Annotated in this window: 20 protein-coding genes, 1 pseudogene and 1 CRISPR repeat array; of the genes and pseudogenes, 9 read left to right on the forward strand and 12 right to left on the reverse strand. The window is 60.4% G+C overall.

Annotated elements, in window-relative coordinates; translation table 11 throughout:
* Nucleotides 1-553 precede the first annotated feature (553 nt).
* From QMK33_RS22520 to QMK33_RS22545, 6 genes are all read right to left on the reverse strand, one after another.
* On the reverse strand, nt 554-1,102 hold the full coding sequence (locus tag QMK33_RS22520) for a DDE-type integrase/transposase/recombinase (protein ID WP_283566881.1): 549 nt from the start codon (nt 1,100-1,102) through the stop codon (nt 554-556).
* Nucleotides 1,093-1,383, reverse strand: coding sequence for a hypothetical protein (locus tag QMK33_RS22525; protein WP_283566882.1), 291 nt, complete (start codon nt 1,381-1,383; stop codon nt 1,093-1,095). The genes QMK33_RS22520 and QMK33_RS22525 overlap by 10 nt, the downstream gene beginning before the upstream one ends.
* Nucleotides 1,384-1,531: 148 nt before the next feature.
* Complete coding sequence (locus QMK33_RS22530; protein ID WP_283566883.1) at nt 1,532-2,119, reverse strand: hypothetical protein; 588 nt, start codon at nt 2,117-2,119, stop codon at nt 1,532-1,534.
* An 18-nt stretch (nt 2,120-2,137) separates the two neighbouring features.
* Nucleotides 2,138-6,637: a DUF6531 domain-containing protein gene (locus tag QMK33_RS22535; protein WP_283566884.1), complete on the reverse strand. Its 4,500-nt coding sequence runs from the start codon at nt 6,635-6,637 to the stop codon at nt 2,138-2,140.
* 36 nt (nt 6,638-6,673) lie between these two features.
* Nucleotides 6,674-7,519, reverse strand: coding sequence for a hypothetical protein (locus QMK33_RS22540; protein WP_283566885.1), 846 nt, complete (start codon nt 7,517-7,519; stop codon nt 6,674-6,676).
* 43 nt (nt 7,520-7,562) lie between these two features.
* Nucleotides 7,563-9,410, reverse strand: coding sequence for a type VI secretion system Vgr family protein (locus tag QMK33_RS22545; protein ID WP_283566886.1), 1,848 nt, complete (start codon nt 9,408-9,410; stop codon nt 7,563-7,565).
* Between the two features lie 455 nt (nt 9,411-9,865).
* On the opposite strand from QMK33_RS22545, the gene QMK33_RS22550 reads away from it, so the two are divergent.
* On the forward strand, nt 9,866-10,567 hold the full coding sequence (locus QMK33_RS22550; RefSeq protein WP_283566887.1) for a hypothetical protein: 702 nt from the start codon (nt 9,866-9,868) through the stop codon (nt 10,565-10,567).
* Between the two features lie 5 nt (nt 10,568-10,572).
* Here the strand turns inward: QMK33_RS22550 and QMK33_RS22555 are convergent, their stop codons facing one another.
* Nucleotides 10,573-10,698, reverse strand: a complete 126-nt coding sequence (locus QMK33_RS22555; protein WP_283566888.1) for a hypothetical protein — start codon at nt 10,696-10,698, stop codon at nt 10,573-10,575.
* Nucleotides 10,699-10,830: 132 nt separating this feature from the next.
* Between QMK33_RS22555 and QMK33_RS22560 the strand changes: the two genes are divergently transcribed.
* Nucleotides 10,831-11,400, forward strand: coding sequence for a hypothetical protein (locus QMK33_RS22560; protein WP_283566889.1), 570 nt, complete (start codon nt 10,831-10,833; stop codon nt 11,398-11,400).
* 283 nt (nt 11,401-11,683) lie between these two features.
* Here QMK33_RS22560 and QMK33_RS22565 read toward each other — a convergent pair whose 3' ends face one another.
* Together QMK33_RS22565 and QMK33_RS22570 are read right to left on the reverse strand one after the other, a co-directional pair.
* Entirely contained in the window at nt 11,684-12,064 is a 381-nt protein-coding gene (locus QMK33_RS22565; RefSeq protein WP_283566890.1) for a hypothetical protein, read from the reverse strand.
* Between the two features lie 469 nt (nt 12,065-12,533).
* A complete protein-coding gene (locus QMK33_RS22570; RefSeq protein WP_283566891.1) occupies nt 12,534-13,202 on the reverse strand; it encodes a recombinase family protein in 669 nt (222 codons plus the stop codon).
* A gap of 116 nt (nt 13,203-13,318) precedes the next feature.
* On the opposite strand from QMK33_RS22570, the gene QMK33_RS22575 reads away from it, so the two are divergent.
* Complete coding sequence (locus QMK33_RS22575; protein WP_283566892.1) at nt 13,319-13,981, forward strand: recombinase family protein; 663 nt, start codon at nt 13,319-13,321, stop codon at nt 13,979-13,981.
* Nucleotides 13,982-14,177: 196 nt separating this feature from the next.
* Nucleotides 14,178-15,506: a CRISPR direct-repeat array (repeat unit 29 nt; unit sequence ATTTCAATTCCACCTGGTCCGATTGAAGC).
* A gap of 586 nt (nt 15,507-16,092) precedes the next feature.
* Complete coding sequence (locus QMK33_RS22580) at nt 16,093-16,317, forward strand: hypothetical protein (RefSeq protein ID WP_283566893.1); 225 nt, start codon at nt 16,093-16,095, stop codon at nt 16,315-16,317.
* Nucleotides 16,318-16,359: 42 nt separating this feature from the next.
* Here QMK33_RS22580 and cas6 read toward each other — a convergent pair whose 3' ends face one another.
* The gene (cas6, locus tag QMK33_RS22585; protein ID WP_283566894.1) at nt 16,360-17,028 is read right to left on the reverse strand and encodes a CRISPR-associated endoribonuclease Cas6; all 669 of its coding nucleotides are present in this window, start codon (nt 17,026-17,028) and stop codon (nt 16,360-16,362) included.
* 532 nt (nt 17,029-17,560) lie between these two features.
* On the opposite strand from cas6, the gene QMK33_RS22590 reads away from it, so the two are divergent.
* Both QMK33_RS22590 and QMK33_RS22595 read left to right on the forward strand, forming a co-directional pair.
* Nucleotides 17,561-18,301, forward strand: coding sequence for a type IV toxin-antitoxin system AbiEi family antitoxin domain-containing protein (locus tag QMK33_RS22590; protein ID WP_283566895.1), 741 nt, complete (start codon nt 17,561-17,563; stop codon nt 18,299-18,301).
* On the forward strand, nt 18,298-19,272 hold the full coding sequence (locus tag QMK33_RS22595) for a nucleotidyl transferase AbiEii/AbiGii toxin family protein (protein ID WP_283566896.1): 975 nt from the start codon (nt 18,298-18,300) through the stop codon (nt 19,270-19,272). Before QMK33_RS22590 ends, QMK33_RS22595 begins: the two co-directional genes overlap by 4 nt.
* A 187-nt stretch (nt 19,273-19,459) precedes the next feature.
* Here QMK33_RS22595 and QMK33_RS22600 read toward each other — a convergent pair whose 3' ends face one another.
* The gene (locus QMK33_RS22600; protein ID WP_283566897.1) at nt 19,460-19,885 is read right to left on the reverse strand and encodes a recombinase family protein; all 426 of its coding nucleotides are present in this window, start codon (nt 19,883-19,885) and stop codon (nt 19,460-19,462) included.
* A gap of 20 nt (nt 19,886-19,905) precedes the next feature.
* Here QMK33_RS22600 and QMK33_RS22605 point away from each other — a divergent pair.
* A pseudogene (locus tag QMK33_RS22605) lies at nt 19,906-20,760 on the forward strand (IS5 family transposase).
* Here QMK33_RS22605 and QMK33_RS22610 read toward each other — a convergent pair.
* Entirely contained in the window at nt 20,732-20,971 is a 240-nt protein-coding gene (locus QMK33_RS22610; RefSeq protein WP_283566898.1) for a recombinase family protein, read from the reverse strand. The pseudogene QMK33_RS22605 and the gene QMK33_RS22610 overlap by 29 nt on opposite strands.
* Before the next feature lie 153 nt (nt 20,972-21,124).
* On the opposite strand from QMK33_RS22610, the gene QMK33_RS22615 reads away from it, so the two are divergent.
* Nucleotides 21,125-21,316, forward strand: a complete 192-nt coding sequence (locus QMK33_RS22615) for a hypothetical protein (RefSeq protein WP_283566899.1) — start codon at nt 21,125-21,127, stop codon at nt 21,314-21,316.
* Between the two features lie 83 nt (nt 21,317-21,399).
* Nucleotides 21,400-22,299 (forward strand): FAD-binding oxidoreductase, encoded by a 900-nt coding sequence (locus tag QMK33_RS22620; RefSeq protein WP_283566900.1) that lies wholly within the window; start codon nt 21,400-21,402, stop codon nt 22,297-22,299.
* Nucleotides 22,300-22,407: the final 108 nt, after the last annotated feature.

Consider the following 22,407-nt stretch of genomic DNA (forward strand, 5'->3'; position numbering starts at 1 on the left):
AAACGGCTCAAGCGGTTAAAGGGCCTGACTCCCTACGAATTCATTTGCGCCGAATGGCGTAAAAATCCTACTATCTTTAAACGTGACCCGACGCTTGACCCACTCCCCTATCCTCCGGGACCATACAACTAACGCAACCCCGTAGTACGCGCTGGGGGCCACGCGTAGCACCTGGCAGAGGGGACGCACGGGCACCTGGCCGGCCTGCTGGGCAATGTGTTGGTAGGCGCTCACCGGGTCAGCTGGCCTAAGATGACCAAGGCTTTTTTTAAAATGTCGAGTTCCTGCTCGGGCCGTTTGAGGCGGGCCCGCAGGGTGCGCACCTCCGGGTCGCGGGCCACTTCTTCGCTACCAACTTCGGCTACGAGTTGCGCCTGTTGCCAGCTGCCGCGCCGCGGCCTGTGTGCTGCGGCTCTCGCTGGCTAGGCGCAGCGCTTCGGCCTTAAATGCCGCGTCGTATTTACACCGTTTGTCGGGCGACGCCCCATTGGTTTTGGTTGCCATGACAGAAGAAATAATACGTCCTGCTTCTGTCCGCCTTGCCTAGACCACCTCAGTGCGGGGCCGGGGCCACGCGCAGGGCCTCAGCCAGGGTCTGGAGGCAGAAGCCCACGTCGAGCGAATTGGAGAGCTGCCAGCTCAGCACGTAGCGCGAGTGCCAGTCGAGTACGGCAGCCAGGTACAGGAAGCCTTTGGCCATGGGCACGTAGGTACTATCCGTGCTCCAGACCTCGTTGGGCGCGGTGGCCGGGCGCTCGCGCAGCAGATAGGGATAAGGCGTAACGCCTTGACCAGGAATTGATAAGCGTGGCTTGGGATAGACTGGTTCGTGCCCCATCAGCCGCACAAGGCGCCGCACGCGCTTTTCGTTGACCAGGTGCCCTGCCAGACGCAGATGGTCGCGCAGGCCGAGTGCGCCCTTGAAATTATGCTGCGTGAACTCCTCATCGAGTAGCTGCATCAGTTCCAGGTTATAGGCGCTTTCCCCGCAGGGCTGGTAGTAGAAACTGCTGCGCGACAGCCCCAGGGCCTGGCAGCGGGCCTGCACCGAATGACCAGGGTCAGGCTGGGCGACCAAGGCGCGTTGCTGGGCTACTGACATGGCTTCAGCGTTTTTTTTAGCAGCGCGTTTTCCATCTGCAGTCGACCAATAGCGGCGTACAGGGGCTCTACATCGGGCGTCGGCGTAGCGGCAGCGGGGGCCTCCGCAAAGACCTGGGCGGCCTGCTGGCGCAACTGCAGCTTCCAGCGGGTGATTTGGGTCGTGGCCAACTGGTAGTGAGCGACCAGTTCGGCCAGGGGCTGGCGCTCGGTGAGCGCGGCCAGCGCTACCTCGGCTTTGAACTCGGCCGTGTAGCGACGGCGGGTGCGTTTGGGGGTCATAAGCGAGCTAAGCTAGCCCGCTTTCACTGTCCAGTTTTTGGGGAGTACTACATTTTGTGCTCCCGCAAAAACGTGCTGAGAGAATCCACTAATAGGCAGAACAGGCCGTAACTGCTTACAGACACAATTTTTTTGTTCATAATCTATCTTACATCCTGGCAATATTCACCTCCTCTACGAGCGGATTGGCGAAGCTGTCAAAATTGTCAGCCGGATGCAGTTCGTAAGCAAACCCATAGTTAGCCGCGGGGTAGTCCAAGGCTTGCCGGCGTTTGAACCCCCGGAGCGTTACTTTATAGGCGCTGGGCTCCACGTCGAATTTGTAAGCGCTAAAAAGGGTCTCGCCATCCATTGTCTGGTAAGATATGCTCTCTTTGCTGCCATATTCGGTAGGATTCCACGCATCGAGCGTGTCGAGGGTTCCCACCCATACGGCCGCATCGGCGCCTACGCGCAAGTTGCAATTCGCTAAGCAGAGCACTTCCTGCCAGTCCTTGCCAAAGGTCTGCAAGTCTGCGGTTGTCCCTACTTCTACTAGGTACTCAATGGAGTTTATGGTGGCGACGGGTAACCAACTGCCAGTTTGTATCGCCTGCTCCAACAGGTCCCGGTTCTTGTCGAAAAACGCGTTCAACTTCTTAGCTCTCAGCTTGTGCACGCGTAAAAACTCAGTAAAAGAGGTTATGGACAAGCAGAAAAGCCCGTAACCACTTACGTTAATAATTTTTTCACTCATTACTTTTAAAATTTGTTTCTACTTAGGACAGGGAAGTAAGCCATTTTTATATAACTCGTGTAATTTTTCTAGTGCTTCTCCAGGTGTTAAATTTTTGAATAAAACGGTGTTCGTTTTAGGTATCTTCAAAAAGCCTTTCTCGGTGATGCCGCTGTAGGCCTTCTTACCACTGGCAAAGAAGTCGTCAGCGGAGCCTTGATACTTACCCCCGTGCAGGGGTACGCCCTCGTCAATGAGTTTGCGGTGCATCTGCTTGTGCAGTTTAGCGGTATCTGTGGGGTCATTCGGGTACCAAGCTACAGAGCGTTCTTTACTCAACTTATCCATCTCCACGTTCACTTTGGGTAGTGAGGACAGCTTGCCAGCGACGCGGCGCGGCACCAGGTGGTGTCCTAGCCCGTTATGATTCAAGTCGGAGTACCAGCCAAAGGGATCAATAAGCAAGTTAGGGTCGGCTACATAGCTGTACAGGTTAAACCCGCCGACCAGGCCTAGTGGGTCGTGGCTGAGATAGCTTCCCATTGCCGGGTCGTAGTAGCGGAAGCGGTTGTAGTAGAGGCCCGTTTCCATGTCCTCGTACTGGCCCTGGTAACGAAACGGACAGTCCTGGGCCCGGCCCTTGCCTTGGCGCACGGCTCCGTAGGAGTCGAGGCTCATTTCCCAGGTGACCTTTCCCTGCCTGTCGTACAGGGCCAGCGGTGTGCCCAAGTGGTCGCTCACGACGCTATAAGCACCATGCTCGGTGAGCTTGGCCAGCGGGGCGAAGCTGTGTTCCTCAAATAGCCAGGTGGTTAGGTCCTGCACACTGCCCGCCCCTGGCCCCACTTCCAATTCCTGCCACTCGTGCAGCGGCTGGCTGCCATCCCACACCCAGCGCGTGACTTTACCCCGGAAGCGCTTGCTGACCCGCCGCCCGAACGCGTCGTAGGCGAACGTAACGGCGTAGCCATCGGGGCGGGTGACCTCTACCAACTGCCCCGCCCCATCCCAGGCGTAATGCCACTGCTGGCCATCCGGCAGTGTTTTGCGGGTCAGGTTGCCTTCCGCGTCGTAGCGGTAGCGCGTACCGTTGGCCTCGCGCAACTGCCCTCCCTTTCCATAGCGCCGGTCCGCCCGCTCGGGGGTGCGGAAGAGATTGCCCACCGCATCGGGCTGGCGTAGCTCCGCTTCCCCGTCGGCATAAGTAGCCGTAGCCAGGTTACGCCACGCGTCATAGCCGAAGGTAGTCGTACCATCCTGGCTATCAGATAGCTCTGCTAGCTGGTCCAAGCCCTGCCAGCGGTAGCGCCGCTGCCGCGGGTGGCCCCCCTGTGCCGGGCGGATGGTCTGCTGAACGGGCCGGCCCTGCGCGTCGTGCTGCCAGCCCTGCTGCACCCCGCTGAGCACGCGCTCCACTTCCTGGCCGAACGCGTCGTAGGCAAAACGCGCCTGCCATGCGTCCGCCCGCACCTGCGCCAGTTGTCCTGTCGCGTCGCGCGACAACTGCACGTCCGCACCCAGGGAAGAGCACAACGATTGCCGCTGCCCAAACGCGTTGTAGCTGGAGGTAACAGCATATACGCCCTGCCGTTCACCCAACAGGCCCCCCAGCGCGTCTTTCTCCAAATGCACTGCGCAATCGCGGGTTGTCGCCGTCAGCAGCTCGCCATCGGAGCGGTACGTAAACCGGACCTGCGTGCCATCGTGATGCACAACTTCCGTTACCTGCCCGGCCGGATCGTAGGCGTAGCGGGTAAAGCGTTCGGCGGGCCGGCGCACTTGCGTCACCTGCCCGGCCGCGTCGCGCTCGTAGTGGCGGGTGAGGCCATCAAAGCCCGTTTCGGTCACGACCTGCCCCGCTGCATCGCGCGTGAGGGTGTAGGTATCACCGTGTTCGTTCACGAGGTGGGTAAGGTTGCCTTGTGCGTCGTAGCCGAATACTACCCGCGCCCCGGCCTCCGTGCGGGAGGCTACCTGCCCGAGTCCGGTGTAGGTAAACTGTACCAGGTGTTCCGCCTCTCGGACGGCTAGCACGTTGTCCCCCCCATCATAGGTCCGCGTTTGCCGTCTGCCATCGGCAGCTTGCACCGCTACTACTCGGCCCAGCACATCGTAGGTCTGCTGGCGCACGAGGAGGCCGGCCGCGTCCAGCCGCCGCGTCAGCCGGCCCAGCCCGTCATATTCATAGCTGGTGCGCGCTCCATCTGGCGCGGTCACCTGCATGAGTTGCTCCCGCGCGTCATAACGCAGGCGCGTGGCTTGCCCCACCGCATCGGTCAGGGCGACCAGGCGGCCCTGCTGGTCGTAAGTATAGCCGACGCCCCTCCCTAGGGGGTCGTGAGAGGTGAGCATGTTGCCCGCTTCGTCGTAGGTCCACTGCCAGGTGCTACCCAGCGCGTTGACCGTCTGCACGGGCAAGTCCTGGGCGTTATACTGCGTCCGGGTTTTTGTGCCATCGGGATAGGTAACCTGGGTTTGGTTGCCGCGGGCATCGTAGGTATAGGCAGTGGCCTGGCCCAGCGGGTTGCGTTCCAGGGCCAGCTCCCCATAAGGCGTGTACTCCCGCGTCCGCACTGCGCCCAGCGGGTCGGTGTGGCGGGTGAGCAGGCCGTCGGCGTGTTCATAGATATTGACCGCGCCCGGCGTCGGGCCATAGTCAGTGGTGCGGCCAGGGCGATAGTCCAATTGTCCACTCAGCACGTCGCCGTCGCCCCAGGTGCGCACGCATTGCGCCGCCGTTCCCCCGCCTGCGTACTCGAAGTAAAAGGAAATACCGGCCCGCAAGGTCTTGCGTGTCAGCAGGTGGTCGGGCCGGTAGGCATAGCGCTGGACCTGGCCGAGGGCGTCGGTCACAGTGAGCAGGTGGCCGGCCTCGTCGTAGGCGTAGCGCACGAGCACGGCGTAGTCCGACCCTTCGGCCTCGGGGGCCTCTAAGACCGTGATGTGCCCGTGCGCGTCGTGTTGCAGGCGCACTTGCCGGCCGGCACCGTCAGTGAGTGTGCGCAGTTGGCCCCGCTCGTCGTAGGCCAGCGCCGTAGCAAAGCCGTTGGCGTCCACCACCTGCGCCAGCCGGTAGGCCGTTTCGTTCGGCGTGGCGGCTACGGTGCCTAGGGGTCGGGGGCCGTCAGCCGCGAGAGGGGTAAAGCAATAGGTGTGCCGCTCGTCCAGACTCCAGAGCCGGTAATCTGCCCCGTCGCGGGACAACTCCAGGCGCTCGGCCCGGTTGAAAACGCGTTCGTCCCCGACAGGCACAGCGAACAAGGACAGCCGGCCGTCGGGCAGGCGTACGGCTACCTCAGTCTCATTCGCCAACAAGGTCGCATCGTAGCTATGATGCCAGCCCCAACCCAAGGGGCCATTATGGGCCGAGTTGGAGTACCACCAGCGACCCCAAACCAGCGGCAACGGGCCAGGTAACTCCAAATCTACCTGGTCAAACAGCATGACGCCGCTGGCTACGTCCACTGGGTCGTGGAGGCACTTGAGTCTATTCCAGGTCGCCAGCGCCGCCCCCTTCAGCTTTTGAGCCAGCGGGCTATTAGCCACCGCGTGCTTGAGCTTAAGCAACCTAGCCGCCGCCTGTTCGGCGCGCTTAGCCCCGGTAAGCACCTTGCCCAGCACTCGCATCTTACCAGCCAGGGTACCGGCCAGCTTACCAGCTCCCTTCAGGGCCAGGCCCTGCACATCAGTCAGCTCGATGGCCCGCACGGCCACGCGAGCCAGGGTGCTGGTTTTGGCCGCCACGTTGAGCGCCTCCAGGGCCCCGGCCGTGGCCACGGCCGTGCCCACCTCAAAGGCCACGTGGCCCGTGACCTTACCCCAGTCGCGGGGCGACATGTGTTGCAGGTGGCCGCCTACCTGCTGCCAGTTCTCCCCGTTGCTGGCCCAGGTAGCGGCATCGCCGATGCCTTTTTTGGTGTTGTCGGCCGCGTTGGCCCAATTCTGGCCATCGCCGGCCCACTTATAGGCTTTTTCGGTGTTTTCTGCGATGGCTTTGGCCGTGTCGGCGGGGTGGGTAATGGCGCCCCAGCCCCCTTTGGCCAGACCCCAAAGGCCCTCGGCCAGGCCTTTGCCTCCTTCCCAGACCCCCTCAGCTATGCCGAGCTGAAACCGGGCGTAGTCTTTAAGCGGCCCCGGCAAACCCTGGAGCTTATCGTCGGCCTCGTCAAAAACGCTTTTTTCCGGGGTGGGGGGCGGGGGACAAGCGGCCTGGGCGTCGGCCATGCTAAAGTGAATGCTGATGCACCCCCCCAAGCCGCAGTCCAGCTGCGAATCTTCAAGCAGGGGATGCCCCATCCCAATCTGCACGTTGTCCTTCGCCCCCCGCCATTTCCCTTTCGGCAGCAGCACGCACGGCATTTTGGACATGCTGCACACGCCCATCGGGGGCACGTTGACCACGGGGGCACAGTCCAAATCGGTAGCCAGGTTCTGGCCGTAGATGGAGGAGCGGGCATTGAACACTACGTTGAGCGTCGTGGGCAAGGTTCCCCTGTTGCAGGTCAGGAAAACGCCGGCGGGCACGTATTTTTTTGCCATGGGATAAGGAGCGCTAAGAAGGCGGGAGCCAGCAGATTAGCTTTGAGCCGGGGGCGTAGGGGCCAGGGTGCAGAGGTTCTTGTTCATAAACACGCCTGCTACCCCGTAGATGGTAAACTGCGCGGCGTGGCGCAACTCCGCGTTGCGGTCGAGCTCATAGCTTTCCAGATGCTGCAGCCGCAGTGTGGTATCCAGGTCCAACTGGTCGGTTATGGTTCGCAAGGACTCTCTAAGAGCCTGGCGGGGAAATTCTTCCTGATTAACTAGGCCTTCTACTACCACTCCGTAGGCCACATCGCCGGGCACCGGTTCTTGCTGGCGGGCTGTAGTGTTAAGCGGCAGGTCGAGGTCGCCTAAGAAGCGGGCGATGGTGCGGGGCGGGCCAGGGGCCGGCACGGCCGTGTAGTGGCGGCCGTAGAGCGCCGGAAATAACGTACCGTACTCGTAGCCCCGCCGCAGCACATCTTCTAGGTAGCCGTCGCCATGCAGCACCTGGCCAATGCCGTCTATCATGCCCGGCATAATGTCTTTGGAATAGCGGTATTTTTTGCGCAGTTGGGGATGGAGGCTGGCCCACTGCCGCTGCAGTTCCGCTTTGTTGCACACGCGCAGCAGCGCCCCGCTTGCATCCGTTTCAATGAGCAATTCCCTTCGCAGCACGGCCGTGTCCGCATCGAGCTGTGCCAACCCCTTTTCTTCCGTCTGGTGAAAATCGAGCACTGTAACGGCGTAGCACCACCCCTCGCCCGCCGGGCGCACGGGCTCCTTGCGAAAGCGCGTCCGGCGGGTATTCACGTAGCCCAGATTACCCAGTAAGCTAGCCGTTTCCACAGTGATGGTGCATTCCTGCGTAGTTGGAACCAGGGGGGCGGTAAGCAGCATAGTGGGCAGGCAAAAGGAAATGACGAACGCAAACGCGTGAAATTTATTCGTTTATTTTAACGGTAGCACCTGATATATCCACGGTGGCCCCGCTGCTAATTTCAAGCTTGCCGGTCGCAGCCAAGGTTTTTTCTTTCGCGCTGAGCATCATGTTGCCCACTGCATCGGCCGTAATGTCGGTTTTGGCCGTCAAGGCAATATTTTTGGAGATAGAGTCCACCTTTATTTCCTCCTCCGCTTGCAGGGTAATATTTTTGGCCCGCAGGAGAATCTCCCCGGTAAAGGCGGTACTCCCCTTGCCCGGTGCGCCAGCATCCAGGGTAATCGTGCTGCCGTTGACGGCTACCGGCCCCGCGCTCTGAATATGCACCTTACCATCATTTTCAAAGCTAACGGTGATGGCCGTCGACTTCTTGTTGGAGTTGGAGAGCAGAATAGTCTGCGCGCCCTTTGAATCATTCATTACCACCTTGTTGCCGCCCGCCGTTTGCAGGCCCTTAAGATGGTTGTTGGGGGTGGAGTACTTGGCTTTTTGCGGGTTCTGCGGGTGAAACAGGTTGCCCAGCACCACGGGGAACGCGGCCAGCCCCTGCTCGTAGCCCACCAGCACCTGACTGCCTTTTTCGGGCGTAAACATCTGCCCCTTGCCGTCGCCCGAGTAGGGCGTGCTCACCCGTAGCCAGCCGCTTTCCGCGTCCACCGGCTGCTTCACGGCCCACTGGAAGCGCACCCGGATGCGGCCCAGGTGCTTCGGGTCGTTCAGGTCAATGACTTCGGCCAGCTCCGAGGCCGCCGCCGGCGCGCCCGCCAGCGGGTGGGGCGGCGGCAGGGGCAGCGCCTCCGGGATGGCCTCGAACGCGTTGCTGTAATCGCCCGCCCCGCTCACGTGGTGGCCCACGGCCACCACCCGGAACTTGCCGTACCCGCTGCCCGGCGCGTCGTACACGTCCAGCACCGTGCCCGGCATTAGGCCCGACACCTCGCCGTGGCCGCTCAGCGTCACGAGGCGGCCGGCCGCCTTGCCGGCCCGTTGGTCCAAGGCCTGCTGCAACTGGCCCGTGTCGGCCAGCTGGGCCCCGCCCTGCAGGCGGTGCGGCTGCGCAAACAGCTCCGCCGACTTGGTCACGGCAAACTGGCTGTAGGGATGGCCCGGCGAGGGCGTAGCCGCCGTGGCGTGCAGCGAGGCGTGGGTACGGTAGTTGTAGTGCGCCCCCTCGGCCTGGCCCGGCTGCAGGCGCACGGCCAGGCCAAAGGACTGCATCCCATCACTCTGGAAGCGCACGGCGGGGGTCCGGGGGGCCGGCCCCAGGCGCAGCGTCTGGCCGTCAAAGGTCAGCCACTCGCCCTGCTGGGCCGCCAGCCGGGTCAGAAACTGGTAGTTGGACTCCTGGTACTGCGCCACGTAGGGCAGCGTATCGGCCCGCGTCGGCTTGACGACCGTGGGCAGCACCTTGCCCGGGTAATCGGCCAGAACCTGCTGAAAAATGGCCCGGATGTCCTTCTTAATAAAGGCCCGGTTCTGCACGCCGCTTTCGAGCAGAAACGTATGGCTGTAGCCGCTGATGTGGAAGGAGTTGGTCAGATCCGAATCGGCCTGCACGCTCGTCTCCGTAATAAAGCCCTTGAATTCAAACGTGCCACCGTCTGCCACGTCGGGGCTAGGGTAGCGCGGCTGCCAGCTGATGGTCACGTCCTTACCGCCCAGACGCTCGTGGGCCTGCGCGTGCACTAGGTCGGGCGTGATACCCAGGGCTTTGCCCAAGGCCTCGAAGGAGAGGTCAAGGGCAAACACGTGGTGCCCGAACAAGTCCTGCTGCACGCGCAGGGTGGTGTAGTCGGCCAGCACGGGCCCGTTCACCACCTGAATGCTAACCGTAACGGAATGGGACATACCAGCGCGCGGGATAGAAGTGAAACCAACGCCGGGTAAATATACAAGCCCCCGCCGTAGGAGGTCCTGCATACTAAGCGTAGCGCATCTTTGAATGCTGCTTCCGGAGTGCTTTTATCTGCTTAGATACCGCAATGCTTGAAGATGAAAAGTGCCTTCAGGGGCTGAAAAGCCACTCGGACAACAGCTGGCACGTAAACCTTCCCGTATCGCGCTTTGGCGGGCCCCAGCCGACCAGAAAAGTGGTACTTTTGCCCCGGTTCACCGCCGCATTTCCTCGTTCATGGAATTGCCCGACCCCCACCACCCGCGCCGCGCGCTGCCCTGGCCCAGTCTCGTGGACGATTTTTTTGCCCCGCCCGCGCGGCCCCGTTCCCTGGCGGGCGCGCCGGCCCCGGCCCTGCTGCACCCTGGCTCGCGCCTGACGGGCCGGCCCGGGCTCGATGCGCGCCCCCTTGGCCCCCCCCCAGCTCGCGCATCCCGCGTTCTATCTGGTGCAGTTGGGTGACGGCCGCCCCGGCCTCATCGCCGCCGCCGACCACACCCGCGTCTGGACCTACCCGCGCGGCTCCTACCCGCCGGCCGGGCCCGCGTGGTGGGATAGGTTTCTGGCCGCCATTACCCCCAAAGCCGGGTTCCTCCTCTACGCCCCGGACAGCGTGCTGCCCCACGCCGAGGACCCCAATCAGTTTCTGCGCAAAGGCTACGTATATCAGGCCATGGACGTGGGGCTGCTCAAGCAGGCCATAGATGGCATGGGCTCCAAATGGGAGTTCTCGGACACGGGCTCCCAACTCTTTGACTACCTGATGAATACTATTGTCAATCCCTTCAAGAATAGCCAGTCAGTGGTCGGGGTCAAAGACGCCCTCGCAACGGTCTATACGGGTATTTTTGGGGCGCCCAAAGCCGCGCCGGTGCCCGAGCGGGTTGTCGGCACCCCCAAAGTCAAGCTGGTGGTGTATTCGGGCCACAAAACCCGCATGACCCAAGTGGACAGTGCCTATTTCAGATTTAGCAGCACGCAGGAAACGAGTAATGGCGCTGGCCAATACGTTGCCATTCCAGGGCCCGACGGAAGGACAGACAGTGCCTATCACGCCAAGTATTACTTAGGCGAAATAAAGGTAGGAGAACAATGGTTGCGGCCCCGGTAATGAAGCTACTCCTTGTAGGCCTCGGGCTCGGGGCGGCGGTCGCGGTCGGCGGGTGTGGTCCCCGTGCGGCAGCCGAGCGCCTTACGACGGAAGTACGACACTACCCGGATGGTGGACGAGCAGTCATGCACAAACGGGACAGTCTTTTAAACGGGCGGACCCTGTACTATGGACCCGGCGGACACCTTATCGCCAGCCAGTATTATCGGCAGGATACGTTGGAAGGGCCGCAGTACGAATTTTACCCCGACGGCCGCCCGCTTGTGCGTGAAGAAGCGCACAGGGGTAAGCTCAACGGCTTTTCGTGCGGCTTCACCCCGCACGGGCGGGTGGGCTTTACGCGCTATATGGTGGACGGCTTACGGGTGGGCCCCTACCGGCTCTACTACGATGGTCCTCCGCCCCGTTTGCACGTAGCCATTGACTTTCTCGTCGTGGCGGGCAAGGAGCACCAGAATTACTACGAAGCCCGCGACTCGCTGGGGCGGCTCCTGGCGCGCACGGGCCGGCTGCGGGTGCAGGCCGACCGCGACACCGTGGCCTTGGGCGACTCGTTGGTGCTGCGTCTGCGCGTTGAACACCCCCAACACCCCTTAGCCGGGGTATCGGTGGGGGGCTATGACGCAGCCTTCGTCTTGCGCGACTCGGCGGCCGAACGCCGGGCCCCGGCTCCGCAGCACGCCCTTACGCTCCGCTGGCCCACCGCTACCCGCGGTGCGCAGGTGTTGCGCGGTTTCATGACCGACTTCGACGAGGGTAAAACCAAAGTGCGCAAAGCCACCCCCGGTCAAGGCAATCGTATGTACTTTGCCTACCCCTACTTCGTGCGGTAAACCAGCCCCCGGCTTCTCCTGCAACACCAGCAACGCGGGGGCTGCAACAGGCGATGGGCGTACCGGGCACGGGGTGGACGTACGCTGGCAGGGCTACAACAAGTCGATGAACTACGTTGCCCTAGTACTCCGGCAGGACACTTTAATCCGGCGCATGACCCCGTGGCTGGCATCCCCAAAGTCAATACCTGGCTTGAGGAAAGAGCCCCGACCAGTTAGCCAATGTGAAGCTTTGAGGGGCTTGTCGCAGGGAGGGTTCGGGGTCAGCCCCCTTCTTTAGTAGCTACCAGTGAGTGGCAAACCGCTCCTGCTGCCGGGCCGCCAGCTGGCGATGGTACGTCAGGGCCCACCGATTGGCATCCGGGCCGGAGCCATGCTCGTCAAGTGTGAGCCACCACGCAAAGGCCGCGGGGCTGAGCTGCTGCGTCAGGTGCTCGTGCAACGAAAAGCCCCGGACTTCGAGCAGAAATCGCTTAAATGACGGATTATGCCGCGCGGCAGTAAAGCCGGCGGCCCGGTACAGCCCAGTGAGTGAGGGGGGCAAACCCGCCAGCCAGTCGGAAAAATCGGCCTCGGTTGGCACCAGCTCCGCCCCCAGCTGAAAATACTGGTAAACGGCCTGCTGCACCTCCATGCGCAGTACTTGGGGGAAGGTGAGCAGCATAGGACCGTAGTTGGCAACGTGCAGCAGGTCGCCAAAAATAGGTACTGAGGGGCTAATTCCTTCCCAGCAATCAGGGCGCACCTACTTGTCCGGAGCCACGCTACCAGTAGCGGGTCCCGTAAAAAACGGCCAGCGCAGGGTAGCTCAGGCAGGGGGCGGGGGCAACTTGATGGGGCGAACGGGAGCCCAGGCGCACTGGCTACTCGCGCTTTCCCCCAAACCTGTAGGGCGATTGCACCAAACGCATAGTTAGCGTTTTGGCAAAAATAAGTCATTAACTAATAGGCACTTGTGCACATTGTCAGCAAAAGTGACGCAAAGCAGCTTTGGAGAAATTTCTAGCTCGGATAGTGCCTTCATTTGCTGGAATCGACCCTTGATTTTCTTAGCTCCGCAGTCACAAACGCTAACTACGCGTTTGGTGCAATCGCCCTACCAACCCTGGGCCGCTCTAGTTAATCCTGTTTCCTTAACTTATTGCTGCCGGCAGGCGTTCATAAAGACGCTGGACTTGCTTTTGGTTAAAGGTCCCCCCACGCGGGGCCGTAAAGCCGAGCGCGTTCAGCTCCCCCGCCAGTTGGCGAAAGCTCACCCCCTGCGCCCGGCGTGAATTGATAAAAGCGGTGGCTTGCCGCAGCCCTGGGTGCTGCTGGATGTGGGCCTGCCGCACCAAAAGGCTTCGCTGCCGGGCCGCGTCCGTCAAGTTAGCCGGGGTGCCCAGCACCGTCCCGCGCGCCTTCTTGGCGGCGAGCGCATCCTTGGTGCGCTTAGAAATCGTCTCGCGCTCGTGCTGGGCGAGCACCGCGAAGAGGCCCACAGTAAGGGTGTTCGCATCGGGCATGTCGCAACACACGAAATCCACCCCCGAGTCACGCAGGGTGAAGATGAAACTCGCGTTCCTACTCAGCCGGTCAAGCTTGGCAATCAGGAGCACCCCACCCGCGGCGCGGGCCGCGGCCATCGCCGCGAGCAGTTGGGGTCGCTGGTTCTTCTTCCCACTTTCTACTTCGACGTACTCGCCTTGCGGCTGCCCCCCTTTCAGGAAGCTGACCACCGCCGCCTGCTGGGCTTCGAGGCCGAGGCCGGAAGCGCCTTGCTGCTTGGTCGAGACGCGGTAGTAGGCAAAATAGGCGGGCATGACAGAACGACCTCTCGAAAGGGAGTGATTTTAAGTAAAGGTAGGGGGTATAGTCAGTTGTTAAACGTACGTTTAACTTTTGTGACAAACACCTGTTTCGGGGTACTTTTATCTCCGTGACCAAGTTTGTGGCCTACTTCCGCGTTTCCACCGTCCGCCAAGGTCAGTCCGGCCTCGGCCTCGAAGCCCAGCAAGCGGCCGTGCAAAACTTTCTGCGGGGCGACGCGGAACTGGTGGCCACCTTTCTCGAAATCGAGAGTGGCAAGAAAAACGAGCGGCCTCAGTTGACTGCGGCGATTGCCCGGGCCCGGCAGGAGGAAGCGGTGCTACTTGTGGCCAAGTTGGACCGACTCGCTCGGAACGTGGCTTTCCTCGCAGCCCTTATGGAAAGTCGGGTACGCTTCCAGGCGGTCGACCTGCCGGCGGCCGATGAATTTACTTTGCACATCATGGCGGCCGTGGCTCAGAAAGAAGCCTCGGCCATTTCGACCCGCACTCGCGATGCCCTCGCCGCCAAGAAAGCGCGGGGTGTCCAGCTCGGCACGCCGGATAATCTCACCCAGGCCGCCCGCGAGAAATCATGGGTAGCGATGCGAGAGAATGCACAGGCAAACCTCAATAATCGGCAGGCGGCGCAGCTGGCCACCCTACTGCGGGCGACGGGAGCGACGTTGCGGGCTATTGCCGACCAGCTCAACCAGTCGGGCTACTGCACCCGGCACGGGAAGGCCTTTCACCCGATGGGCGTCCAGCGTCTACTGCCCAAGCTAGTGCAATAGGCTATTAATGTATAATAATGCTTACTTTATAATAAAATATAAAATCGGCTTTTTGAGCCGATGCCGAGCTGCCGACTTGGTAGGCCAGGCTCGAAAAGTCTGGCCAATAGCCCGCTTGAAAAATGTTCACCATACCTGAGAAGCTGCTTAATAGGAATTTTTATAAAAATAATATATAATGAACTTTAGTAAAAACCTTTTGATTTCACCTGGTCCGATTGAAGCCAGCACCGGGGGCAGGGCCGTGGACACGCTGGCAATCGATTTCAATTCCACCTGGTCCGATTGAAGCGCAGCAATGTTTCAATCTCGGTGCCTTCGAGGTTGTATTTCAATTCCACCTGGTCCGATTGAAGCCCCGGTCAGATACCGCGTTGCAAATGGGCATGAATTATTTCAATTCCACCTGGTCCGATTGAAGCCCAATGGGTGACCTGAGCAGCGCCATACCATTCCCCATTTCAATTCCACCTGGTCCGATTGAAGCCGCATTAGTCGCTTCCTGCGCGGCCTCTATCATCTGATTTCAATTCCACCTGGTCCGATTGAAGCGTGTCAGGCAGGTTTGCTCTGCCACGCTCCAGTCGGATTTCAATTCCACCTGGTCCGATTGAAGCTCAAGGCCGCATAATGAAAATCGCCGAACAATACCTATTTCAATTCCACCTGGTCCGATTGAAGCCGTGAATGTGCTTGGTCAGCGTGTTGAGGCTCTCGTATTTCAATTCCACCTGGTCCGATTGAAGCACCGGAGTTTAAGCCAGCCAAGCGCGCCGCCAAGTAATTTCAATTCCACCTGGTCCGATTGAAGCGAGGAAACCAAGGCCGACCTACTCAGCAAAGGCTAATTTCAATTCCACCTGGTCCGATTGAAGCACTTGCACGCTGCGGGTGCCCCCGCCCGGCCCGCCCTATTTCAATTCCACCTGGTCCGATTGAAGCCTGGCCCTGGCCCGCGTGGCGTGGAAGGCCCGCTCCATTTCAATTCCACCTGGTCCGATTGAAGCTGGCGCGGGTCACACCCTACTGCACCGGGTGCAGATATTTCAATTCCACTTGGTCCGATTGAAGCGAGCCCCACGCTGGTTAAGCCCTACCGCCGGCCCCATTTCAATTCCACCTGGTCCGATTGAAGCCCTACGCCCTTGCGAACCCGCTGCACCTTACGCCCCATTTCAATTCCACCTGGTCCGATTGAAGCGTCCAAGTCCTGCTGCTGGCTGCGGTTGGTATCGTATTTCAATTCCACCTGGTCCGATTGAAGCCATTCCAAACGCCGGACGGTAAAACGCACATCAACGATTTCAATTCCACCTGGTCCGATTGAAGCCCCCGTTGCAGAGGCCCGCTAAGCCCGCAACTAAGTATTTCAATTCCACCTGGTCCGATTGAAGCCCAACCAGGAGGGGCAGGCCGACCAGGAGCTGTTTCATTTCAATTCCACCTGGTCCGATTGAAGCATTGCGCGGCAAGCACCTGGCTTGCTTCTGTAGCCCATTTCAATTCCACCTGGTCCGATTGAAGCGGTGGTCTTTCGAGACTTGTGACCTAACCGCCCCACCACGATATAGTCGGTTTCTTTTAGCCGCTCATACTCGGGCAGCCCCGCCAGCATCTCGGCCAGGTTATTCTGGCAAAAGTGCTTGAACTGCAGCGCCACCTGCCGCTCGTGCTCCTGCTCAGGCTCCAGTAGGGTAATGGCCCGGTCGAAGTAGCGCCCAATGCGCTGGTCGAGGGGCTTTTTGTTTTCAGCCTGCTTCTTCAGGTAAGCCTCCCCGCCGAACCAAGCCGCCCGCTTAAACGCCAGGCAATAGGGCGAAACTGAGTGAATTTCTTTTTCCGGGGCATCCAGGCACTTCCAGGTGTCAATCATCCAGGCCTGTTGTTCGTGCCGGGCACAGTCGAGCAGGTACTCCGATACGTGGGCATCGGTGCGTCGGTGTAGTTCCGGCGGCTGTACTCGCACTGCGCCCTCCCCGTCGAAGCTGACCATTACATGCAGGCCATCTTTGGGCCGCAGGCCATGCTCCTTGAAGTCGTTGAGTACCCGTTTGGTGTAGGTAATGAGTTCCTGTATCATTAGCAATAAGTTATTTTCGTAGCTTTGAGATATGACGACCACACCGGAAAACTCGCAGCCCTTGGAGTCGAAGTCGCCGAAGACCTTGCTGAACTCCGCCATTACCTCTGCCGCGCCTAGTGCCTCCAATCCTTTTCAGGGACCTGAGGCGGAAGATGCCTGGCGGCGTTTGCGGGCCCAGCCGGGACGGGTGGTCAGCCGTGAGGAGATGATGCGGCGCATTCGGGAACAAGCTCAGCGTAAAGCCGACGCGTAAGCGTTTTAAAAAGCCGCCCAGCGCGGCTTTTTCATGCCCGTACTACACCAGCGCCCCGCATCCAATGCCCGTCGAGTGCCCGACGCCCACCTCCCAGGCAAATTGAATCTGCTCGGCGCTGCCGCTCACCAGCACCGGGCAGATACTACCCCGGCACTGCACCTGTTTATAGGCAAACAGCTTACTCTTGGCTGAGGCGATAAAGGCCGGGTCGAAGCGCACGGCTGCGCCCGCATCGTCCAGCCCGGCCTGACGCAGCTTGTGGCGCAGGGTGTCGGTGAGCAGCTCGTCGGCCAGCGCGTGGCCAGGCAGTAAGTGGTCGGCAGGCTTGCCCTTTTCGGTTTCGTGCTTGATGAACACGGGGCTGGCTACCCGAAAGGGCTGCTCGCTGGCGGCAAACTCGGGGGCGCGCTGCAGGCGTACGTCGCGCACAGCAAGGCCCAGGTCCAGGGCTGGGGCCCGCACCACGCCGCTCACCAACTCCTGAATCAGCGTTTCATCAGGGGCGGAAATAAACCAGCTAGCCCCTTCCGCAAAGCGGATGCCGCCGCGACCGGCCCGGCCACCGTGCAGCCAGCCATAGGAGTAGAGCGACAGGCCCGCGTGCAAGGCTTCATTGTGGCCTGCCCAGCGGTGAAAAGCACTTTTTAGCGTGGGTAAGTAGTCAAAGGGAACGACCTGGGAGGCGCTGAGGTACACGTGTAGTCGCAAGGCAAGTAGCTAAAAATAATGGGAAGGCAGGGAAAGTATTTTGCCAATTTTGTTAGGGCAAGGTAGCCACCAATTATTTGGATTTCCTATGAGTAAGCTACAAGATATTTTATCTGTAGCTCAGGTAATGCTATCATACTGTCGACACTCGGCTCGCAATAGCGCCGCTGCCGGTGCGCAAGCAGTGCCGATTGCTAGGCGTCGGCTCCAGCGGCTACCATGTGCGGGGTAAACGCGCCGGCTACGGCCAAACAAGCACTTCCTATCTGGCCCTGGCTACGGGCACTGGGCCTACCTGGCCTGCTGGCGCGCTGTCTTCTCCCGGCACGTGGTGGGGATTGGGAGCCAATTCATGACTAGGGCTGTGTTTTTACTCCCTAGAAGCCGGCTGCAACCGTAGTCACCAAAAGGCGAGGCTACCAGCAATAAGGAGCTTCAGGCCACCCCTGAAGAAAGCTTTGTAATGTTTTGCAGTAAAAAAACCTTACATTTGCAGGGCTTTGCCTGCTCAACAGCAGGTGAAGAAGGGGTTATGACTGAACCGACTACCGCGCGCCAAAAGATGCTTAATCGCTTGCAAAAGCTGGAGCCTGGCTCCCTGGTGCACTACCGCGATTTCGCAGACCTCGGCATCGCGCCGGGTACGGTCGCGGTAACCCTGAGCCGACTACGCCAGGCCGGGGTGGTGCAGCACGTAATGAAGGGCACTTACCGCCTGCCCTTGCAAAGTCGTTTCGGACCAGTACCGGTTTCTGAGCAGCAAGTCATGCAAGTGCTGCTCCAGACCGCTGCTAAACAGCTGCGCGGGTATCCCACCGGGGTCACGGCCTTTAACCGGCTGGGCCTGACGACGCAGGTAGCGCAAGAAATCGAAATCGCTACCCCCCGCCCCGGCCGGCCCCGGAAAGTGGGGAACGTGCGGGTGCGCTTCGTCCAAAGCCGGGGCGAGGTGAAGCTGGCCGACGTGGGCCTACGGCAAGTGCTGGATGCCTTGCGCCGCATCAGGCGCCTGCCCGATACCTCACCAGCTACAGCCCTGCTACGTTTGCGGGAGCAGGTGAAGCAGCTGGCAGCAGGTGATAAGACTCGATTAGTGCGCTTGGCCCAAGTCTATAATCCGGCTACCCGCGCCTTGCTAGGCGCTATCCTGGAAGTACTGGGCGAAAACAAGCTGTCAGCCAAGCTGCTAGCCAGCTTGAATCCATTAACTACTTACAAGCTGGAGTTATCCGACCTGGCCCTACCCAACCGCACGAAATGGCGAATCCAATGAGCTTGCACCGCGAGGAGCGGGCCTTCCGAAACCTGATTGTCATTACGGCCACGGCGCGCGGGATGCGGCAAAGCTTCGTGGAGAAAGACTACTGGGTGACGTGGGTATTGCGCAACCTGGCCGATTCGGCTTTGGCGGAGCAGGTGGTATTCAAGGGCGGCACCTCACTCTCAAAAGCGTATGGCTTTATTGAGCGGTTTTCGGAAGATGTCGACTTGGCCGTCATCCTACAGCCGGACCAGACGGATGGGGCGCGGAAAAAGCTTATCCGGGATATCCACAAAACGGCAGTGGGCGATTTACCGGAGGTGGAGGTACCCGGCTCAACCAGCAAACGGGGGCACAACCGCCTGGTATATCACCGTTACCAGCACCTGTTCATCGACCCCGCGCCCGTTACGACCGAGCACATCCTGTTGGAGATAACTGCCTTCGGGGAGCCGGAGCCACATGGCCCACGCCCGTTAATTTCCTACCTGGGCCAGCAGCTGCTCGACCAGGGGCAGGCGGCCATCGTGCACGAGTACGGCCTGGAGGCCTTCGCCTTCAACGTCTTAAGCCTGGAGCGCACGTTTGCCGAGAAAATCATGGCCTTAGTCCGGGCCTCGTACGCACAGAACCCGGTTGCGGCGGCCGGCCGCAAAGTGCGTCACCTCTACGACTTACACCAACTGGCCAGTCAGCCGGAGGTAGCCAACCTGCTGGCGGGACCAGGCTTGTTTCAACAACTGGTGGCCGTGCAGCGCGATGATGCGGCGGCCGGCGTAACCGGTCCCACGCGCGAGTGGAAAACCAAGCCCCTGAGCGGGTGCTGGGCTTACACCCATGAGGCCGCCAACCTGCAACAGCTCCGGCAGCCCTTTGAAGAAAATTTGCCAGGTCTACTACATGGTGTATTACCTCCGTTTGACCAGGTGCTGCACACAATGCAAACGATTGCCCGGCTGGTGCGCATCTACGACGAACAATAGCAGAGGCAAAGCAGCAAATCTTCGCTTGCCGGGCTCAGCCGGCCCTAGGTCTACTGTGCTGGGTGAAAGCGAATGGGTTCACGAAGGGCTCAATTGCCCAATCCAAAACCAAGTAAGAAGGTAAAAAAACCTCTGCTCTACATCGGCAAAGCACTTTTTAAATCCGTGTCCATGAAGTTAAATGGGTTCACAAAGGATTCAATCCACTGGTTGCTTGTACTGGTTTCACTGCGTATTTGGCGACTGTACTGGCCGATACTCCTACTGCTTTGCTAACAGCATAATTGGATAGTCCCTGCTGCTTCAATTCCCGTATCCGTTCAATGACCGCTGCGTTTTTGGTCGGCGGGCCCATTTGCAGGCCCTCAGCCCGGCGCCGGGCCATCCCCGCTTTTGTGCGCTCGCTGAGGCGCACGCGCTCTTGCTTGGCCAGCGTGGCTAAGATGGAAATGATAGCTTCCTGAAAGAGCCCGACCGAATCGAGATATTGCTCGGTGAGCGACTTGTAGCCCACGCCCCACCCTTGCAGTTGATTCAGATACTGCAAGGTGGGCAGCGCGCCCTCGCGGCTGAAGCGGTCCAAACTCCAGAACAACACTAAGAGGCTATCCAAATAGGTTGTAATTTGGGGTCATGGCTACAGTTCAAGAATTTACCATTTCCGACACCTTATGGGAGCGGCTTTCCCCGCTCTTGCCGGTCCATGTGCCCAAAGCCCACCCCCTGGGCTGCCACCGCCGCCGCCTGGCGGACCGGGAGGTGCTGAACGCCATTTTCTTCGTTCTGCGCACGGGTTGTCAGTGGAAAGCATTGGATGCGACGGGCTTATGCAAAGGCTCCACGGCCCACAGTCGGTTCCAACAGTGGGTACAGGCGGGCGTGTTTGCCCGCCTCTGGGACGAGGCCCTGGGCGACTACGACGACTTGATTGGGCTACACTTTGCCTGGATGGCCCTCGACGGTTCGCTGCACAAAGCGCCGTTGGGCGGAAAAAAAAACGGGCCCCAACCCCACGGACCGCGCCAAAATGCGCATTAAGCATTTGGGAGCGGCGTCAAGCGCAGCCTGCTGACGGAAGCCCGGGGCATCCCGGTGGGGCTGGTGCTCGACGGGGCTAACCGCCACGACGTGAAGCTGGTAGAGAGCACTTTGGCCAGCTTGCCACCCGCGGCCGAAGCCGCCCGCGACGCCCACCGGGCGGCTGGCGAGGAGCAGGGCCTGTGCCTGGACGCAGGCTACGACTCGAAGCAGGTGCGCGAAACGCTGGCGGCCCTCGGCTACACGGCCCACATCCGGCCCCGGGGGGAGGAAGTCCAGGCCAAAAAAGCGGGCCAGAAAGCCCGTCGCTGGGTGGTAGAGCGGACCCACTCCTGGCTCAACCGCTTCCGGCACTTGCTCATTCGCTGGGCCAAAAAGCCCGAAAACTACCTCGCCATGCTCCATTTTGCCTGCGCGCGAATCACCTGGTATAACTGCCTATTTGGATAGCCTCTAAGTCAAAGCGTCGCAGGTGCGCATCGGCAAACAGCGCCTGAAACTCCGAACGCTTCCCCGTGCCGCCCGACTCGTGTTCTACATACTCTCTGTAGACAGTATAGCCGTAGGCTTGCGCAAAGCGCCGCAGTTCGGGTAACTGATTTTCGGTGCTCTGACCTTTATCCTTGGTCGAGACTCGGGCGTAGAGGGCGACGGTTGTCATGCCCTGAAGGTACTCCAATAAGGGTCAGCAAAATACGCCCGAAAAAAGGGCTTCTACGCGCAGGAAACGCCCTCGTGAAAACCATCCAATAAGGGCCCCTCCGCAGCAAGGCAGTTTTCTGCCGGTTGAATACTGCTTGCTGGCGAGTTTAGCTTGTTCCACCAGCAGTTTGCGCACCACCCTGAGCTGTGGCACGTTTTCAACATGGCCAACCAGGCCAGCGGCACCCAGGCCCATGCACTGCTACAATCCAGTCTGCTGTTCGTCACCAAATTCGACCAGCTCGATACGCTGGGGCAGCAGGCCCGCATGATAGCGGCCAAGCACGTGAGCCTGGATATTTAGCCCGCACACTATGCGCTGGCAGGAGCCAGTCTGCTGGGGCTCCTATTCAGGCCAAGCTGGGCCCCACCGCTACCCCTGCAGTAATGCTGGTCTGGGAGCTGGCCTACACCCGCATCGCCGGGGTACTCACTGGGCTGGAGGCCGCGGCCTACCACGGGCACCACCGCCAGCCTGGTGGCTGGCTGGCTGCAAGCCCTTCCCGCGTCGAGCGCATGCAGGAGGAGTGCGCGGGCGTGCACTCATTTCACCTGCAGCCTGCCGATGGGCAACTGCTACCCGCCTACCAGCCTGGCCAGTTCAGCAGCGTGTCGGTTGAGATACCGGGGCATCCGCACTGGCAGATTCGCCAGTACAGCCTCTCCGATGCGCCGGGCCGGTCGTATTATCGCCTCACCATTAAGCGCCAGAAGGCGGACCACAAAACCCCGGCTGGCCAGGTTTCTAACTACTTGCACGACACGATGCAAACCGGCGCGACGCTGCTGATGCACTCCCCGACCGGCGAGTTTTACCTGGACGATACTGCCATCACCCCGCTCGTGCTGCGAGCGGGCGGCGTGGGCATTACCCCGCTCATGGCCATGCTCGAACACCTACTGCTGAGCGGTAGCCCACGCGAAATTAGATTACTGCAAGCCGTGCGCGATGCCGACGCGCAACCCTTTGGCCAACGTCTGCGCCTGCTGGCGCAGCGTCACCCCAACCTGCGCATTTTCACCCTCTACGGGACTCCAGCCCCCGTGCTCGCCGGCAACGAAGAGGACGCGGATGAAACTGCCGACGAAAATCTGGGCTACGGCCTGCTCGCCGACGAACACCTGGATACCCTACTGGCCGACCTGCCCCGCATGGCCGATTGCTACTGCTGCGACCCGCTGAGCTTTATGCGCCACGTAAATATCTTATTACGGGCGCAAAGCTTTGAAAACCGGCACTTTGAAGTATTTGGGCCGGCCCAGGTCATTAAGAGGCTATCCGAATAGGGAAAAATCAGTTGTATTTTAGGGGTATGGCTACAGTTCAAGAATTTCGCATTTCGGACACGCTTTGGGCGCGGTTGTCCCCTCATTTGCCCGTCCACGTGCCCAAGG

The organism is Hymenobacter sp. H14-R3, from assembly GCF_030063445.1.
Classification (GTDB): domain Bacteria; phylum Bacteroidota; class Bacteroidia; order Cytophagales; family Hymenobacteraceae; genus Hymenobacter.

Bases quoted from the DNA above. Each gene is read 5' to 3' on its own strand.
- QMK33_RS22520 (WP_283566881.1), bottom strand. From the start codon at position 1,102: ATGTCAGTAGCCCAGCAACGCGCCTTGGTCGCCCAGCCTGACCCTGGT.
- QMK33_RS22525 (WP_283566882.1), bottom strand. From the start codon at position 1,383: ATGACCCCCAAACGCACCCGCCGTCGCTACACGGCCGAGTTCAAAGCC.
- QMK33_RS22530 (WP_283566883.1), bottom strand. From the start codon at position 2,119: ATGAGTGAAAAAATTATTAACGTAAGTGGTTACGGGCTTTTCTGCTTG.
- QMK33_RS22535 (WP_283566884.1), bottom strand. From the start codon at position 6,637: ATGGCAAAAAAATACGTGCCCGCCGGCGTTTTCCTGACCTGCAACAGG.
- QMK33_RS22540 (WP_283566885.1), bottom strand. From the start codon at position 7,519: ATGCTGCTTACCGCCCCCCTGGTTCCAACTACGCAGGAATGCACCATC.
- QMK33_RS22545 (WP_283566886.1), bottom strand. From the start codon at position 9,410: ATGTCCCATTCCGTTACGGTTAGCATTCAGGTGGTGAACGGGCCCGTG.
- QMK33_RS22565 (WP_283566890.1), bottom strand. From the start codon at position 12,064: ATGCTGCTCACCTTCCCCCAAGTACTGCGCATGGAGGTGCAGCAGGCC.
- QMK33_RS22570 (WP_283566891.1), bottom strand. From the start codon at position 13,202: ATGCCCGCCTATTTTGCCTACTACCGCGTCTCGACCAAGCAGCAAGGC.
- QMK33_RS22580 (WP_283566893.1), top strand. From the start codon at position 16,093: ATGACGACCACACCGGAAAACTCGCAGCCCTTGGAGTCGAAGTCGCCG.
- QMK33_RS22590 (WP_283566895.1), top strand. From the start codon at position 17,561: ATGACTGAACCGACTACCGCGCGCCAAAAGATGCTTAATCGCTTGCAA.
- QMK33_RS22595 (WP_283566896.1), top strand. From the start codon at position 18,298: ATGAGCTTGCACCGCGAGGAGCGGGCCTTCCGAAACCTGATTGTCATT.
- QMK33_RS22610 (WP_283566898.1), bottom strand. From the start codon at position 20,971: ATGACAACCGTCGCCCTCTACGCCCGAGTCTCGACCAAGGATAAAGGT.
- QMK33_RS22620 (WP_283566900.1), top strand. From the start codon at position 21,400: ATGCTGGTCTGGGAGCTGGCCTACACCCGCATCGCCGGGGTACTCACT.